14 protein-coding genes are annotated in these 16,370 nt (G+C 69.2%); 6 read left to right on the forward strand and 8 right to left on the reverse strand.

The window, feature by feature from the left end; translation table 11 throughout:
* Window positions 1-4: 4 nt before the first annotated feature.
* The 3 genes from AC3ANX_RS02425 to AC3ANX_RS02435 are packed head-to-tail and all read right to left on the reverse strand — an operon-like array spanning window position 5 to window position 5,873.
* Window positions 5-1,426, reverse strand: a complete 1,422-nt coding sequence (locus AC3ANX_RS02425; protein ID WP_488335442.1) for an efflux transporter outer membrane subunit — start codon at window positions 1,424-1,426, stop codon at window positions 5-7.
* On the reverse strand, window positions 1,423-4,614 hold the full coding sequence (locus AC3ANX_RS02430; protein ID WP_488335443.1) for an efflux RND transporter permease subunit: 3,192 nt from the start codon (window positions 4,612-4,614) through the stop codon (window positions 1,423-1,425). The genes AC3ANX_RS02425 and AC3ANX_RS02430 overlap by 4 nt, the downstream gene beginning before the upstream one ends.
* Window positions 4,611-5,873: an efflux RND transporter periplasmic adaptor subunit gene (locus AC3ANX_RS02435; RefSeq protein ID WP_488336869.1), complete on the reverse strand. Its 1,263-nt coding sequence runs from the start codon at window positions 5,871-5,873 to the stop codon at window positions 4,611-4,613. Before AC3ANX_RS02435 ends, AC3ANX_RS02430 begins: the two co-directional genes overlap by 4 nt.
* An 89-nt stretch (window positions 5,874-5,962) precedes the next feature.
* Between AC3ANX_RS02435 and AC3ANX_RS02440 the strand changes: the two genes are divergently transcribed.
* Both AC3ANX_RS02440 and AC3ANX_RS02445 read left to right on the forward strand, forming a co-directional pair.
* On the forward strand, window positions 5,963-6,637 hold the full coding sequence (locus AC3ANX_RS02440; RefSeq protein WP_488335444.1) for a response regulator: 675 nt from the start codon (window positions 5,963-5,965) through the stop codon (window positions 6,635-6,637).
* Window positions 6,634-7,944 carry a sensor histidine kinase gene (locus tag AC3ANX_RS02445; RefSeq protein WP_488335445.1) on the forward strand — a complete coding sequence of 437 codons (1,311 nt, stop codon included), beginning with the start codon at window positions 6,634-6,636 and terminating at the stop codon, window positions 7,942-7,944. Before AC3ANX_RS02440 ends, AC3ANX_RS02445 begins: the two co-directional genes overlap by 4 nt.
* Window positions 7,945-7,951: 7 nt before the next feature.
* Here AC3ANX_RS02445 and AC3ANX_RS02450 read toward each other — a convergent pair whose 3' ends face one another.
* The 5 genes from AC3ANX_RS02450 to AC3ANX_RS02470 all read right to left on the reverse strand — a co-directional run bounded on the left by AC3ANX_RS02450 (window position 7,952) and on the right by AC3ANX_RS02470 (window position 13,055).
* Window positions 7,952-8,470 carry a DUF4142 domain-containing protein gene (locus tag AC3ANX_RS02450; RefSeq protein ID WP_488335446.1) on the reverse strand — a complete coding sequence of 173 codons (519 nt, stop codon included), beginning with the start codon at window positions 8,468-8,470 and terminating at the stop codon, window positions 7,952-7,954.
* On the reverse strand, window positions 8,470-9,462 hold the full coding sequence (locus tag AC3ANX_RS02455) for an SDR family oxidoreductase (RefSeq protein ID WP_488335447.1): 993 nt from the start codon (window positions 9,460-9,462) through the stop codon (window positions 8,470-8,472). Before AC3ANX_RS02455 ends, AC3ANX_RS02450 begins: the two co-directional genes overlap by 1 nt.
* A 176-nt stretch (window positions 9,463-9,638) precedes the next feature.
* A complete protein-coding gene (locus tag AC3ANX_RS02460; RefSeq protein WP_488335448.1) occupies window positions 9,639-10,643 on the reverse strand; it encodes a ferritin-like domain-containing protein in 1,005 nt (334 codons plus the stop codon).
* 28 nt (window positions 10,644-10,671) lie between these two features.
* Window positions 10,672-11,637 carry a ferritin-like domain-containing protein gene (locus AC3ANX_RS02465; protein WP_488335449.1) on the reverse strand — a complete coding sequence of 322 codons (966 nt, stop codon included), beginning with the start codon at window positions 11,635-11,637 and terminating at the stop codon, window positions 10,672-10,674.
* A gap of 32 nt (window positions 11,638-11,669) precedes the next feature.
* Window positions 11,670-13,055, reverse strand: a complete 1,386-nt coding sequence (locus AC3ANX_RS02470) for an Nramp family divalent metal transporter (RefSeq protein ID WP_488335450.1) — start codon at window positions 13,053-13,055, stop codon at window positions 11,670-11,672.
* A gap of 330 nt (window positions 13,056-13,385) precedes the next feature.
* On the opposite strand from AC3ANX_RS02470, the gene AC3ANX_RS02475 reads away from it, so the two are divergent.
* The 4 genes from AC3ANX_RS02475 (at window position 13,386) to AC3ANX_RS02490 (ending at window position 16,357) form a co-directional block, all read left to right on the forward strand.
* Window positions 13,386-14,156 carry a Crp/Fnr family transcriptional regulator gene (locus AC3ANX_RS02475; RefSeq protein ID WP_488335451.1) on the forward strand — a complete coding sequence of 257 codons (771 nt, stop codon included), beginning with the start codon at window positions 13,386-13,388 and terminating at the stop codon, window positions 14,154-14,156.
* A gap of 116 nt (window positions 14,157-14,272) precedes the next feature.
* The gene (locus AC3ANX_RS02480; RefSeq protein ID WP_488335452.1) at window positions 14,273-14,581 is read left to right on the forward strand and encodes a hypothetical protein; all 309 of its coding nucleotides are present in this window, start codon (window positions 14,273-14,275) and stop codon (window positions 14,579-14,581) included.
* A gap of 25 nt (window positions 14,582-14,606) precedes the next feature.
* Window positions 14,607-15,215 carry a general stress protein gene (locus AC3ANX_RS02485; protein WP_488335453.1) on the forward strand — a complete coding sequence of 203 codons (609 nt, stop codon included), beginning with the start codon at window positions 14,607-14,609 and terminating at the stop codon, window positions 15,213-15,215.
* A 20-nt stretch (window positions 15,216-15,235) separates the two neighbouring features.
* Window positions 15,236-16,357 (forward strand): hemerythrin domain-containing protein, encoded by a 1,122-nt coding sequence (locus tag AC3ANX_RS02490; RefSeq protein WP_488335454.1) that lies wholly within the window; start codon window positions 15,236-15,238, stop codon window positions 16,355-16,357.
* Window positions 16,358-16,370 lie beyond the last annotated feature (13 nt).

Consider the following 16,370-nt stretch of genomic DNA (forward strand, 5'->3'; position numbering starts at 1 on the left):
GTAATCAGCCCCCGGTCACGCCGCCGCCTGCCGCCTGAAACAGCGCCACCGTGTCGGTCAGCCGCGCGGCGCGGGCCTGAATGAGTTGCGAGCGCGCCTGCGCATCGGTGGCGGTCGCGTTGAGCAGCGCGAGCGTGCCGACGTCGCCGAGTTCGAGCTGGCGGCGGATGAAGGTCAGCGCGCGTGCCGATGCGTCACCCGCGCGCGACGCAGCGTCGAACGCGTCGGCATCGGCATGAAGCCCGGTGAGCGCGTCGGCCACGTCGCCGAACGCCTGCAACACGGTGGCGCGATATTGCGCCTTGGCACCATCGAGCGCGGCCTCGGCGGCGTGCTGCTGGTGGAGCAGGGTGCCGGCGTGGAAGATCGGCTGGGTCACGCCGCCGAGCAGCGCCCAAAACGGATTGCCGCTCGCGAACATGTCCGTGAAGGTCTGCGCGGTGCCGCCGGCGTTGGCGCTCAACTGGATTGCCGGCAGCCGCGCGGCGATCGCCACCCCCACATCGGCGGCGGCACCCTCCAGTTGCGCACGCGCGGCGCGCACGTCGGGGCGGCGCGCGACCAGATCGGAGGGCAGCAACAGCGGCAGGTCGCGCGGCAGCGTCAGCGCCGACAGCGACGGCAGGGTGGGGAGCGCCGTGCCCGCCGCACGGCCGATCAGCGTGCCGATCACCACCCGCTGATGCGCTTCGGCACGCACCAGCGCCGGCAATGCGCTTTCGGCGGTGGCGAGTGCCGCCTGTTGGGTGGCGATATCCGCCGCGCCGATGTCGCCGAGTTGCTGGCGGCGTAGCTGCGCCGCGAGGATGTCGCGATTGACCGAGACGCTGGTCTGCGCGGCGACGATCTGGTCGGCCAACGCCGCACGCTGGATCACCGCCTGCACGAGATTGGCGATCACCGTGGTGCGTGCCGCGTCGAGCTTGTGCCCTGCCACGGCGGCGGCGGCGCGCGCCGAGCGGATGCGCGCGCGCGTGCCCCCGAACAGATCGGGATTGTAGCTGACCGTTACCTGCGCGGTGTGGAGCGAATACAGGAACTGGTTGCCGTCGACCACCGCCGGGGAGAGCGAATGCGAGATGCGGTCGCGCTGCGCCTGATAGCTCGCGTCGACCTGCGGCAGCGCGCTGCCGGCGGTGCCGGCGGCCTGTTGGCTGGCCTGACGCAGCGTCGCATCGGCGACCGCGATGTCGGTGGCATGCGCGAGCGCCTCGGCAACCAGCGCGTCGAGATCGGCGCTGCCGAAGCCGCGCCACCATTCGCTCGGCACGGTGGCGAGCCGCGCGACCTGTGCGCTCCCGCGCACCGGCGCGAACGCCTGCGGCGGCGTCACGGGCGGCAAGGCGACGTCAGGCACGGCGGCGTGCGGCCCAAGCGTGCAGGCGGTCGCCGAGAGGGCGAGCAGGGTCACGGCCAAGCGCTTCATGCCAGCGTCTCCCCGGTGCCGGCGTCGCCGTGGGGATGATGCCCGACATCGCGGCCGTGCGCGCCGCGATCGTGCGGGGGGACGCGGCGCGAAAACACCTCGATCAGCACCGGCAGCACGAGCAGGATCAGGATCGGCGCGAGCGTCATCCCGCCGACCACGACCAGCGCGAGCGGCTTTTGCACCTGGCTGCCGATGCCGTTCGACAGAGCGGCGGGCAGCAGCCCGATCGCCGCGACCAGACAGGTCATCACCACCGGGCGCAGGCTGTGCTTGACGGTCGTCGCCAGCGCGCTTTCGCGGCTGTCGCCCTCGTCGATGGCATGGTTATAGGTGGTGACGACGAGGATGCCGTCCATCACCGCGATGCCGAACAGCGCGACGAAGCCGATCGCCGAGGAGATGCTGAACGCGGTGCCGGTGATCGCCAGCGCCAGCACCCCGCCGATGATCGCCATCGGGATCGCCGAGAACGCCAGCAGGCTGTCACGGATCGAGCCGAAATTGCCGTAGAGCAGCAGCAGGATCAGCAACAGGCTGATCGGCACCACCACTTCGAGCCGCGCGACCGCGTTGTTGAGATTGTCGAGTTCGCCCGCCCATTCGAGGTGATAGCCCGAGGGCAGATGGACGTTGCGCGTGATGTCCGCGCGCGCCTGTTCCACCGCGCTGCCGAGATCGCGCCCCCGCACCGAGAATTTGATCGGGATATAGCGTTCCTGATGCTCGCGGTAGATGAACGACGCGCCCGAGGTCAGCCGCACGTCGGCGACTTCGGAGAGCGGCACCTGCACCGTGCCCGTCCCGCTCGGCGCGGGCGCGCCGATCGTGATGCGGCGGATCGCGTCGATGCCGTCGCGCTGTTCGGGGCGCAGCCGCACAACGATCGGGAAGTGGCGGTCGGTGCCCTGTTCGTATAGGTCGGCGTTGGACTGGCCGCCGATCGCGGCGGTGACGGTCGCGTTCACGTCGTCGGGGGTCAGGCCGTAGCGTGAGGCGCGTGCGCGATCCACGTCGATCCGCACGGTCGGCTGGCCGAGCGACTGGAACACGCCGAGATCGGCGATGCCGGGCACCTTGGCCACGCGATCCTTGATCTGGTCGGCATATTTCTCGAGCGTCGGCAGATCAGGGCCGAACAGCTTGATCGAATTGGCGCCCTTCACGCCCGAGGCCGCTTCCTCGACGTTATCCTCGATATATTGCGAGAAGGAAAAGTCGACGCCGGGGTATTTGGCCTGCAACCGCTTGGACAGTTCGGCGGTGAGCGTCTCCTTGGTGACGCCGGCGGGCCAGGTGCCGAACGGTTTGAGGGGCACGAAGAACTCGGCGTTGAAGAAGCCGGTCGAATCGGTGCCGTCATCGGGGCGGCCGTGCGCGGACAGCACCGACTCGACTTCCGGGTAGCTGGCGATGATCCGGCGCACACCGTTGACGACCGGCTGCCCCGCCTCGAGGCTGATCGAGGGCGGCAGGCTCGCGCGGATGTACATATTGCCTTCTTCGAGGTGCGGCAGGAACTCGATGCCGAGCGTGCGCATCCCCACCATCGCGGCGGCGAGCAGCAGCAGCGCGCCGCCGATCGCCAGCACGCGGTTGCCGAGCGCGAAGGCGGCGGCGGGCTCGTAAACGCGGCGCAGCGCGGCGACGACCTTGGTCTCGACCTCGGACAGCGCATCAGGCAGCAGCATCGTCGCCAGCACCGGCGCGACGGTGAAGGTCGCGATCAGCCCGCCCGAGATCGCATAGGCATAGGTCTTCGCCATCGGGCCGAAGATATGGCCCTCGACGCCGGTCAGCGTGAACAACGGCAGGAAGCTCGCGATGATGATCGCCGCTGCAAAGAAGATGCCGCGGCTCACCTCGTGGCTTGCGCCGAGCACCGCCGAGAAGCGGCTCGCCATCGTATAATGGCCGCGCCCGCTTTCGACATGGGCGCTGCGTTCGACCATGTGGCGGAAGATGTTCTCCACCATGATGACGCTGGCGTCGACCACCAGCCCGAAATCGAGCGCGCCGACCGACAGCAGGTTCGCGCTCTCGCCCTGAAGCACGAGGATCAGGATCGCAAAGGCGAGCGCGAACGGGATCGTCGCCGCGACGATGATCGCGCTGCGCAGATTGCCGAGGAACGCCCATTGCAGGAAGAAGATCAGCGCGATGCCCGCGACGAGGTTCTCCAGCACGGTATGGATGGTGAGCTGGATCAGGTCCGACCGATCGTACACCCGGTCGAGATGCACGCCCGGCGGCAGGATGCCCGAGTCGTTGATGTCGGCGACTTCCTTCTGCACCGCCCGTATCGTCGGCATCGACTGCGCGCCGCGCTGCATCAGCACGATGCCCTGCACGATATCGTCTTCGGTGTTGTAGCCGGCGATGCCGAGCCGGGGGGCGTTGCCAATCTGGACGTGGGCGACGTCCTTGACCAGAATCGGCTGGCCGTCGGCGGTGCCGACCAGCGCGTTCTCGATCCCCGCCACTGACTGGATCAGCCCGACGCCGCGCACGATCGCCGCCTGCGCGCCGAAGTTGATCGTCTGTCCGCCGACGTTGCCGTCGCTCTTGGCGAGCGAGGCGAGCACCTGCGCGACCGTCACGCCGTGCGCGGCGAGCCGGTCGTTGTCGATCACCACGTCATAGGTGCGCAGCTTGCCGCCCCAGCCGGTCACGTCGATCACGCCGGGAATGCGCTTGAAGCGGCGTTCGAGCACCCAGTCCTGAAGCGTCTTGAGGTCCATCACCGAATAGCCGGCGGGCGCAGTCAGTTTGTAGCGGTAGATCTCGCCGACGGGGCTGGTCGGCGACAGCGTCGGCTGTGCGCCGCCTTGCAGCGGCGGGAGCTGCGACAGACGGTTGATGACCTGCTGCTTGGCCTCGTCGTTGGTGAGATCGTAGCTGAACTGGATCTTGATGTCGGACAGGCCGAACAGCGAGATCGCACGGATGGCGGTGAGGTGCGGGATGCCCGCCATGCCGACCTCGATCGGGATGGTGACGTTGCGCTCCATCTCCTCGGCCGACAGCCCGCGCGTCTGCGTGATGATCTCGACCATCGGCGGCACCGGATCGGGATAGGCTTCGATATTGAGGTTCCAGAAGCCGATGCCCCCCGCCGCGAGCATCGCGACGAAGATGCCGACGATCAGCACGCGTGAGCGCAGCGCGAACTCTACGATGCGGTTCACGCGCCGAGCCCTGCCTCGTTCACGAACAGCGCGCCCGAGGTGACGATCCGCTCGCCCGGCATCAGCCCGCTCGAGATGACGACCTGCCCGTCCTGCGCGTCGCCCGCGACGACGCTGCGCGCCTGGAGCAGCCCGTCGGGGCGCACCACCCACACCCGCGCCGAATCGCCTTCATGGATCACCGCCGCGGCGGGCACGCGCAGCGCCTGGCCGGTCTGCGGGCGCTGGATCGAGAAGCTCGCGAACATCTCGGGCTTGAGCGCGCCGCCGGGGTTGGCGATGGTCGCGCGCACCGGCAGGCGGTGCGTCTGCGGGTCGAGCGCGGCGCCGATCAGGTCGATCGTCGCGTGGAAGCTGCGGCCGGGCAGCGCGGGCGTCGTCACCGTCACCGCATCGCCGAGATGCACGGCGCTTGCGTCGCCCTCGGCGACCTGCGCGATCAGCCACACGCGCGAGGGATCGGTGATCGTCATCACCGGCTTGTCCCCGCCCTGCGAGACATATTGGCCCGCCGCCACGTCGCGCGTGGCGATCAGCCCGGCGATCGGCGCGTGCAGCGTAGTCTGGTCGTGGATGCCGGAGACTTCGCCGGCGCCTTCGAGCTTGCCGATCTCTCCTGCCGACTTGCCGAGGATCGACAGCTTGTCGCGCGCCGCGCCCAGCGCCGCCTCGGCGGTGCGCGCGGTCGCCTGCGCGGCGATCAGGTCGGTCTGCGCCTGCTGATAGTCCTTCTGCGCGCCGCCGGCGGTCTGGAAGATCTGGCGCTGGCGCTCGGCATTGCGCGTCGCGGTGGCGAGCTGCGCCTGCGCGTTCTGCAAGGCGGCGCGCGCCGAGAACAGCCCGCTGCGCGCATCGACGAAATCGCTGGTCTTGACGAGCAGCAGCGGCTGGCCCTGCTTCACATATTGCCCGGCGTCGGCAAGCACGCGCACCACCTGCCCCGAATAGGGCAGCAGCACCGGCGTGCTGCGATCGCCGTCGACGCTGATCGCGCCGCTCGCCAGCAGGCGCTGGTCCGAGTTCTGATAGCCGACGCGCACCGTCGTCATGCCCGCCATCTGCTCGCGCGTCGGACGGAAGGTGCCCGGGGGCGTGACGGCGGGCACGGGCGGCGTTGTGCGCGTCAGCGCCGAGACCGCCATCCACACGAGGCAGATCGCGATCGCCCCGCCCGCGACGATGCCCAGCCAGCGCAGTTGCTGCGCGCGGCTGAGCGACTTGGCTTCGGGGAGAGTCTGGTGTGGTGGCGAAGCGTGCATCATCTGCCCTGTTCGGGTTGGACTCGCGCCGCTAGGCCGAGTGGCTTACAGCACGCTTACAGTCCATGTTGCACTGCGAAGCCCGCCAAATGCGTATCCTCCTGATCGAAGACGAAGATGCGGTGGCGGCCGCGCTGGCAGCGGCCCTCACGCGGCGCGGCCTCGCGGTCGATCGCGCGCGTGACGGCGCGGAGGGCGAGGCATATCTGGCGGCGATCGACTATGCCGCCGTGCTGCTCGATCTGGGCCTGCCCGACGGCGACGGCATGGACGTGCTGGTGCGGATGCGCGCACGCGGCGACACGCGGCCCGTGCTGGTGCTGAGCGCGCGCGGCGCAATCGAGGCGCGCATCCTCGGGCTCAACGAGGGCGCCGACGAATATATGGCGAAGCCGTTCGACGTCGATGAGCTGTACGCGCGGTTGCTCGCGGTGCTGCGCCGGCGCGACGGCTATGTCGGGCGCGCGCTCGCTTGCGGGGGCTTGCGCTTTGCGGTCGACACGCGCGTGGCCTATGTCGGCGAGCGGCCGCTTGCGTTGTCGGTGCGCGAGACCGAGCTGCTCGAACTGCTGCTGCGCCGCGCCGGGCGGGTGGTGCCCAAGCGGATCGTCGAGGATCATCTGTTCGGGCTCGACGCCGATCTCGGCTCGAACGCGATCGAGGTCTATGTCCACCGCCTGCGCAAGCGGCTGGAGGAGGCGGCGACCGGCACGCGCGTCGAGACGGTGCGCGGCGTCGGGTATATGATCGTCGCGGCCGGGTGAGGATCGCCGCGCCGCGCTCGCTGCTCGCGCAGTTCATCGTGCTCAACGTCGCGGTGGCGCTGGTGGCGGCGATCGTGCTCGGGTGGAGCGCCAACGCCCTGCTCCACCAGACTGCCGACCATTTCCAACGCGACCTGCTGCGCCGTCAGGCCGGCATCGTCGCCGCTGCGCGCGCGGGAGGCGGCGGCATGGTCGCGCCGGTGCCGCTCGGCGCGGGCATGGCGGTGGCGGTGATCGACCGCGACCGCCGCGTGGTGAGCCGGAGCGGGCCGCCGCGCGCCGACATTCTCGCCGTCGCGCCGCTCGCCAACACCGCACGCTTCTTCCGGCGCGGCGCGATCGAGGGGTACAGCCGACCCGACCGTGGCGGCTGGATCGTCGCCTCGCAGGATGGTGGCGACCCGGAGGTCGTCACCGACGATATCGTCCGTGCCTTCCTAAAGCGGTTTGCGTTGGTGAGCCTGCCGATCGTCGCGCTGGTCCCGCTGATCGGGGTGCTGCTGATGCGCCGGCTGACGCTGCGGATGCGCCGCGTGTCCGCAATCGCGGCGACGATCGGCCCGCGTTCGGCGCGCACCCGCCTCCCGCTCGGCGTGCTGCCGGCCGAGGCCGAGCCGCTGGCGGAGGCGACCAACGCCGCGCTCGACCGGCTGGCCGAGGCGCTTCACGTCCAGGCCGCGTTCGCTGCCGATGTCGCGCACGAACTGCGCACCCCGCTCGCCGTGATCCGCCTGCGCGCCGACGCGGTCGCGGAGCAAAGCGTGCGCGGCGAGATGATGGCGGCGGTCGATCGCGCCGCCCGGGTGATCGCGCAGTTGCTCGCGCTCGCCGATCTCGAACAGCCGCTCGCCTCGGGCGCGGTGCCGATCGCGCTCGATGCACTCGCCGAGGAGATCGTCGCGGATCGCGCGCCCGCGATCTTCGCGGGCGGACGGACGATCGCGCTGGAGGCCACGCCCGGCGCACCGCCCGTGCTCGGCTACCGCGAGGCGATCGTCCTCGCGCTCCACAATCTGATCGACAATGCGGTGAAATACACCCCGCCCGGCACCGCGATCGTCGTGGCGGTGGGGCCGGGCGCGCGGCTGAGCGTCGCTGACGATGGGCCGGGCGTGGCGGAGGCGGAACTGCGCCGCCTCAAGGACCGGCTGTGGCGCGGCGATGCGATGGGAACCGAAGGTTCAGGGATCGGCCTGTCGATCGTCGACCGCATCGCGCGGGCGCACGGCGGCACGCTCACCATCGAGCGGCGGATGGGCGGCGGGCTGATCTTCCACCTCGCCCTGTCCGACGCGGACGGCGTGTGAGCGTCGGTCAGGGGGTGGGCGTCGCGCCCTGCATCTGTTCGGCCATACGCAGGTGCGCGGTGATGATCGGCACGCTCGCGGTGGCGACTTGGCGGATCATCGCATCGTCACCCGAGGCCGCATAGCCCTGCTCGACCGCGAGCGCGGCGGCATGGGCGAGCGCCTGCTGGCGGATGTAGGTCCGGTCGAAGTCCGGCCCACGCTGGCTCTGCAACGCGGCGAGGAACTGCGATTGGTCGCCGCCGAGGCCGGGCTTGGGCGGCTGGAGCCCTGCCTTCTGCACGGCCTGAAGCAGGTTCGCGCTGGTCTGCTGGTGCACCTGGAGCATCGTCTGCGCAAAGGCGCGGACGTGTTCGTCCTGGCTCTGTGCAAGCGCGGTCGTCGCCTCCATAATCTCGAACTGGTCCGATTGCGCCGCCGCCTGAACGAACTCGCGCGTCTGGCGCGAACCCGGCTCCTGCGCGGCGGCCGGGATCGCCACCGCAGCCGCGACCGCCGCCGTGAGGCTGAAGGAGAGCCGCGCCATCACGGCTGCCCCTGACCGCCGCCGGCCCCGTAGATGTTGCCGGTGGTATAGCTGCCGTCGTCCTCGGCGAGGCGGACGAAGATGCCGGCAAGCTCCGCCGGCTGCCCCGGCCGGCCCAGCGGTGCGGTCGCGCCGAAGGTGACGAGCTTGCCCTGCGACGCGCCGCCCGACACCTGAAGCGGCGTCCAGATCGGTCCCGGTGCCACGCCGTTGACGCGGATGCCCTTGGGGCCGAGCTGCTTGGCGAGCGACTTGACGTAGTTCATCGTCGCCGCCTTGGTCTGCGCATAGGCGTAGAGATCGGGATCGGGATTATACGCCTGTTCGGACGTGGTGCCGATGATCGCCGAGCCCGGATCGAGATGCGGCAGCGCCGCGCGGATGATCCAGAACGGCGCGTAGATGTTGGTCTTCATCGTCCGGTCGAACTCCTCGTCGGTCACGTCGAGGATCGAAGGAATGGATTGCTGACGCGCGGCGTTGCACACGAGGATGTCGAGCCCGCTGAGGCCAGCGACCGCCTTGTCGACCAACTGGCGGCAGAAGCCGACGGTGCGGATATCGCCGGGGATCGCGACCGCCTTCTGTCCGGCCTTGCGGATCAGGTCGACGACCTCGCGCGCGTCGGGCTCCTCCTCAGGGAGATAGTTGATCGCGACATCGGCGCCTTCACGCGCGAAAGCGATCGCGGCGGCGCGACCCATGCCGGAATCGCCGCCGGTGATGAGCGCCTTGCGACCGCGCAGTCGCCCGCTGCCGACATAGCTGGTCTCGCCGTGATCGGGCCGAGGCTCCATCTTGCTGGCGAGGCCCGGCCAGGGCTGCGATTGCGACTTGAACGGCGGCTTGGGATATTTGCTGCGGGGGTCCTGCTTGCCGCCGCGTGCACCACCGCCCGGCGCGGTCTGCGCAGCCGCCGGGCCCGCCACCGCTGCCGCCGCCGCGCCGATCGTCGCGGCCGTCATCACCTGCCTGCGTGTTGCGTCATCCATGCTGTCATCTTCCCTGTCGTTGCGGCGTCCGGACCGAACGTCCTCGTCCGCAACCAGGGCGTGCGTGCCGTGACAGGGGACGTGGGGCAGAACGTCGCACGCCGGGTCCGCGTTCCGCCGAAACGTGCATCACGGCCATGCGGGACGGCGACGTCCCGCATGGCCATGGTGGCGCATCAGCCGCTGGCGGCGCTGGTGCGGATGTTGCCGTTCACGCCGTTCGGGAAGAACCCGCCCGCCGCGAGCGACGCTTTCGACAGATAGACGATGTTGAGCACCTGCCCCGTCGTGCGGCTGAAGGCGATGCCGTTCGCATCGGCCGGCACGATGTTCGAGGTCGTGGCATCGCCGGTGATGCCCTGATCGTCATCGCTCGACCCGTCGAGGCTGTCGCGGGCGTCGGAGATCTTGTCGGCGGAGGTGCGCAGCGAGGGCGTCTGCAACCCCTTGCTGTACAGCGCGGTGCGCAACAGGCCGGCGTGATACGCCTCCGCCGCGAGGATGCCGGCGGCGGCCTCCAGATAGGTCTTGTTGGCGATGAGCGGGGCCGCGCCCTTGTATGCGGTCACGCCGACATCCTCGAAGATGAACGCGGCGAGCAGGAAGTTCTCGTCGCTCGCATACGGATCGAACGTGTCGTTCGCGCCGATCAGCCCGGCCGCGCGCGCGGCGGCGGTGAAGGCGCCGGTCGGGCCGCCGTCGATGTTGATCGCCGGCTGCGCCACCGCCGCGCTGCCGAGCACGCCGCGCAGGAAGTTGACGTGCTGCGATTCGTCGGCGGCGATCTCGCGCGCATATTGCGCGACGACCGGATCGGTGAAGGTCACCTTGCGGCCACCCGTCACCGTGCCCTGCGTACCGACGCCGCCGGTCTGCGCGGGCGACAGGTAGGAGCCGTACACGGCCTGAACGTAGAATTGCGATTCGAGATATTCGAGATTGAGTGCGAAGTTGAAGATGTCGGCATCGGTCAGGCCCGCGCTGCTCGGCGTGGGGGTGGGCGTTGCCGTGGAAGGCGGCGTGGAGGTCGAGCCGTTGTCGTCGTCCCCGCACGCGGAGAGCAGCGACAGACCGCCGGCGGCCAGCGTGGCGGACGCGGCGGTGCGCATGAAGCGGCGGCGTTCCGCGCGGCGCTGATCGCCGGCGCGGAGGATCTTGATCATCTCGTCGTGGTCACTCATGATGTCTGCTCCTGGAGGCGTTGGCGGGTCAGTTGGCGGCGCTCGTGTTGAGCGTGCCGTTCACGCCGGCCGGGAAGAACCCGCCCATCGCGACCGCTGCATTGTTGAGATAGACGATGTTGAGCACCTGTCCGGTCGAGCGGCTGAAGGCGATGCCGTTGCTGTCGAGCGGGGCGATGTTCGACGCGAGCCCGTCGCCGATCGTCATCGGTGAGATGCCCTGATCGAGATCGTCCTTGCCATCGAGGCTGTCGCGCGCGTTGGAGATCGCATCGGCCGAGGTGCGCAGCGACGGGGTCTGCACGCCCTTGGCGTAGAGCACGGTGCGGACCAGCGAAGCGTGATACGCCTCGACCGCGAGGATGCCTGCGGCCGCTTCGAGATAGGTCTTGTTGGTGATGAGCGGGGCCGCGCCCTTGTATGCGGTCACGCCGACGTCTTCGAAGATGAACGCGCCGAGCAGGAAGTTCTCGTCGTTGGCATACGGGTCGAACGCCACGCCAGCGCCGACGAGGCCGGCTGCACGCGCGGCGTTGCTGAAGGCGCTGGTCGGGGTCGCCCCGATGTCGATCGCGGGCTGCGCGACCGCCGATGCGCCGAGCTGGGTGCGCAGAAAAGCGACGTGCTGCGTCTCGTCCTGCGCGATTTCCTTGGCATAAGCGGCGACGATCGGATCGGTGAACGTCACCTTGCGCCCGCCCGTCACCGCGCCCTGCGTGCCGGTGCCGGTCAACTGGTTGGCGGGCAGGCCGGTGCCGAACACCGCGTAATTGTAGAATTGCGCTTCTAGATATTCGAGGTTGAGCGCGAAGTTGAGCACGTCCGCATCGGTGACGGTCGCCGCCTGCGCCCCGCTCGACAGCGAGACCGCCGCCGCGCCCGCACCGGCGACCGCGATGGCGCCCATCGCGGACTTGAAGAACTCACGCCGCTCGTTGCGCCGCTCCACCCTTCGGTCGAACACCTCGATCAGGTCTTTCGTGTCGTCGGTCATGACGGTCCTCTCTGTGTTGAACGGGGAACGGGTCAGATCATGCTCCACAGGAGCACGCCGTTGAGGGTGATGAGGATCGCGGCGATGCCCCAGGCGATCGCCGCGACCCCGCGCGAATTGACGAGATCGCCCATCAGCTTGCGGTCGTTCGTCATCCGCACCAGCGGCACCACCGCGAAGGGCAGTTGCAGGCTGAGCAGCACCTGGCTGGCGATCAGCAGCTTGGTAGCACCGCTGTCGCCCACGCAGATGATGACGATCGCAGCGGGTACGATCGCCAGCAGCCGCGTCGCCGAGCGCCGCGCCCATACCGGCAGGCTGACCCCGCCGAAGCCTTCCGCGACGATCTGCCCGGCGAGCGTGCCGGTTACGGTCGAGTTCTGCCCGGCCGCGAGCAGCGCCACCGCGAACAGCACGCTTGCCACGCCTGCGCCAAGCATCGGCGACAGCAGGTGATAGGCCTGCCCCAGATCGGCAACGTCGAAGCGCCCGGCGACATGGAAGGTCGAGGCGGCGAGGATCAGGATCGCGGCGTTGATGAACAGCGCGAGCGTCAGCGCCATCGTGCTGTCGATCGTCGCCATGCGGAACGCTTCGCGCTTGCCACTGTCGGTCCGCTCGAACCGGCGCGTTTGCACGATCGAGGAGTGGAGGTAGAGGTTGTGCGGCATCACCGTCGCGCCGAGGATGCCGATCGCGACGTAGAGCATCGCCGGATCGCGCACGATCGCCATTGTCGGCACGAAGCCTTTGGCCACCGCCGCCAGATCGGGGCGCGACATCATCAGTTCGAACGCGAAGCAGCCGCCGATCACGACGAGCAAAGCGATTATGATCGCCTCCAGCTTGCGGAAGCCCTTACCCTGCAAACCGAGGATCAGCAGCACGTCGAACCCGGTCAGCACCACGCCCCATGCGAGCGGCAGGCCGAACAGCAGTTGCAGCGCGATCGCGGTGCCGAGCACCTCGGCGAGATCGCAGGCGATGATCGCCAGTTCGCACAGCACCCACAAAGCGATGTTGACGCGCGGCGAATAGGTCTCGCGGCACGCCTGCGCGAGATCGCGGCCCGAGGCGATGCCGAGCTTGGCGGCGAGCGCCTGGAGGAACATCGCGAGGATGTTGGCGAACAGCACCACCGACAGCAGCGCATAGCCATAGGCCGATCCGCCGGCGGTGTCGGTCGCCCAGTTGCCGGGGTCCATATAGCCGACCGCGACCAGATAGCCCGGCCCGGCGAACGCGCACAGTTTCTTCCAGAATTGCCCCGCGCCGAGCGGCACCGCGATCGAGCGATGCGCCGCCCCGAGCGAGCCAGCCGCCGGTGCCGCGACCGGGGACCGAACGGAGATACCGACATCGGCGCCGATGCTCGATGCGGCGGCCGCGAAGTCGTTCGTGGAGAAAGGGGGTGACACGCGACATATCTCCTGTCGATCACCCAATATTCACATAATGACGGGTATGTGTAGCGTGCGGAGACCTTGCGAAGATCAAAGATGTCGCAGCGTTAAAGCGGTTAAACATCTTCACATTATTGTTGTGGATGGCAATCCGCGCCGGAACCCGATCGGCAGAAGGGCGTTACGCGCGCCTGTATCCTCTTATGATCGGCCGAACCCGGTGGTGGCCGGGCGTGACGGTGGATGAAATCTCGAACCCGTGCATCCGCCGGCCCGCGCCGGACGTATTTGCGGAAACGTCCTCGGTTGCCTCAATGCCGGTGGATCATCGAGAGGGTCGTCGGAGTGGATCTGCGCGAACAACGTCGGGAGCGCGGCAACCTCGAGTGCCTGATCGCGCGGCTCAATCTCCACCTCGTCCGCGATGCCGCCGAGATCGGCACGATCCGTGCGCTGTGGCGAACCGGCGCGGAGCATCGCAGCAACGGTGCGATCCTGACGGAAGGCGCGCCGCGTCTGATCACCTCGGGCTGGGCGGCATGGTGCCGGCGCATCGAGGGCGGGGGCAAGGTGATCTTCCTGTTCCTGCTGCCCGGCGACTTCATCACGCCCGCGATCGCGGCGGCGGGCGAGTATGGCGTGGTCGCGCTGACGCGGGTGCGCACGGTCGACGCCGCCGAGCTCGCCCGTGCCGATCCTCACGGGGCGTGGGCGGCGCCGCACGCCCGCGCGCTGATCGAGCGTACCGATGGCGACTATCGCACCTATCTGCTCGATCATCTCAGCTGGCTCGGCGACGGCAGCGGCACGCGCAACCTCGCGCGGCTGCTGCTCGAACTGCACGCGCGGCTCGGCGCGACCGGGCGCTGCGGCGATGACCGGCTGGAGATTCCGGTCGGCCAGCGCGTGCTGGCGCAGGCGCTCGCGCTGAGCGCGGTGCAGGTGAACAAGATCCTCGGCCATCTGCGCGCCGCCTCGGTGCTGAGCATCGTGCGCGGGATCGTCCGCATCGACGACCTCGCCGCGCTGCGCCGCCTTGCGGTCGGCGGGGCGACGCCCGGCAGCCTCGCGCCGCTTTCCGGCGAACATCCTGGCGGCCCGGCCGCGCAACCCTGATCCTCCTCCTCTCTAAAAAAGCGTCGTGCGCCCGAAGCGCGTGCTGCTGCGTTCAAGACGCTCCTGCGCTTCGAGCCAGGCACGCTTTTCGCAGAAACGACGAGAGAGGAAACACGATGAAGCGCTACATCTTCGCAGCGGCCGCCGCAGGGCTGCTCGCGACCGGAGCGTTCGCGCAGGCCGGCCAGTCCGGCTCGCACAACCCAGTCGTCAAGGACAGCTCGGTTCACACGGTCGCCGCGCCCGCCAAGGGACACAGCTCCTTCACCCAGAGCCAGGCCAAGGGACGCATCGCCAAGGCCGGCTACACCAACGTCGGCGATCTGACCAAGACCGACGCCGGCGCATGGCAGGGCATGGCCATCAAGCGCGGCAAGCACGTCACCGTCACGCTGGACTACAAGGGCAACGTCACGTCGCGTTGATCGACGGCCAAGCAGGAGACAGAGAATGAGCAGAACCATCACACGCCTGTTCGACGAGTATTCGGACGCGAAGACCGCCGTCGCAGAGCTTGAGCGCATCGGCATTCCCCACAGCGATCTCAGCATCGTCGCCAACAATGCGCATGGCGATCATGACGTCAGCGACGTGAACGAACATGGCGACGTCAGCCGTGGCGCATCGACGGGCGCGGTGCTCGGCGGCGTTGGCGGGCTGCTGGCGGGCCTCGGCCTGCTGGCGATTCCGGGTCTCGGCCCGATCGTGGCGGCAGGCTGGCTCGCCTCGACCGCGGCGGGCGCGGCGATCGGCGGCGCGGGCGGCGCGGCGACCGGCAGCATCGTCGGTGCGCTCAAGAACGCCGGGCACAGCGAGGAGGATGCGCACGTCTATTCCGAAGGCGTGCGGCGCGGCGGTACGCTGGTCAGCGCGCGCGTGCCCGACGATATGGTCGGTCAGGCCGAAGCCACGCTGGACGGCAATCGCGGCGTGACCGCGACGACGCGCGGTGCGGCCTATCGCCAGTCGGGCTGGACCGGCTTCGATGAGACCGCCGCACCCTATACGGCGGATGAAATCGCCGCGGATCGCGCCAACTACCGCCGCACGACGGTCTGATCCGCACCCCGGCCGGGACCGTGCGTTCCCGGCCGGACAAGGGCGCGGCGGAACCCTGCCGCGCACTCGTGCTTTGTATCGGCGATTCTGAGGAGATTCCCATGGCCGACGATACCGAACAGCGCGGCGCGCGCGATCGCGCTACGGTTTCGGAGAACGAAACCTACGAAGTCGCCTATTTCGCCAAGAAGCACGGCATCACCCAGAAAGAAACGCGCGCGCTGATCGAACGCGTCGGCAACTCGCGCGCGGCGCTCGATGCCGCCGTGGCGGAACGGCCGGCCAAACGCCAGCGCCGTGCGCCCGCGTCCGACACGAGCGCTACCAAAGCGAAGCCGCGGGGACGTGCGAAGCCGGTTGTCGACACCGCGACCGCGGCCGCCACGCTCGCGGGGCAGGCCGAGACCGTTGCCGCCGCAGTCGTTGAGCCGGTCAAGCGGGCGGCGGCCCCGGTGGCACGGCGCGCCACGGCGGCGCGGCGCAGCGTCGACAGCGCGGCCCGGCGCGGCACCGCCGCCGCACGCAAGGCTACTGCGGCCGCTCCCAAGACCGCAGCGAAGCGCGCGAGCGCCGCGGTCGAGAGCGCCAGGGCGGCGGTGACGAGCCGAACCGCCTCGCTGGTCGGCATCGCCGCAGCCGGAGTAGTCACGGGGCTTGCGATGAACCTCGGCCGCAAGGCGATCGTGCAGGCGCCCAGCGCGGCGGCGGGCGACTGGTTCGAAGCGCTCAAGACCGAGCACAAACTCGCGCTCGCATTGTTCGACCAGCTTCAGGCGACCGAGAACAGCGCCAGCCACCGCCGCAGCGTGTTGCTGATCCAGTTGAAGCATGCGCTCGGCAAACATGCCTTTACCGAGGAGAACGTCGTTTATGCCGCGCTCCGCGACTGGGGCGACAAGGCCGACGCGGACAAGCTCAACCACGACCACGGCTATGTGAAGCAGTATCTCTACGATCTCGAGAACATGGACAATCAGTCGCCGGCGTTTCTCGAGAAGGTCGCTGCGTTCCGCGCCGATCTCGAGGCGCATATCCGCGAGGAGGAGGATGCGGTGTTCCCGCCGCTCCACGCCGCGCTGGGTGCCGAGGGCAATGCGCGGGTGACGGCGCAGGCCAACAAGGAAGGCTTTAAGCTCGCGTGAGGCGATGCCTGCC

Source organism: Sphingomonas sp. BRN-1R (assembly GCF_057748035.1).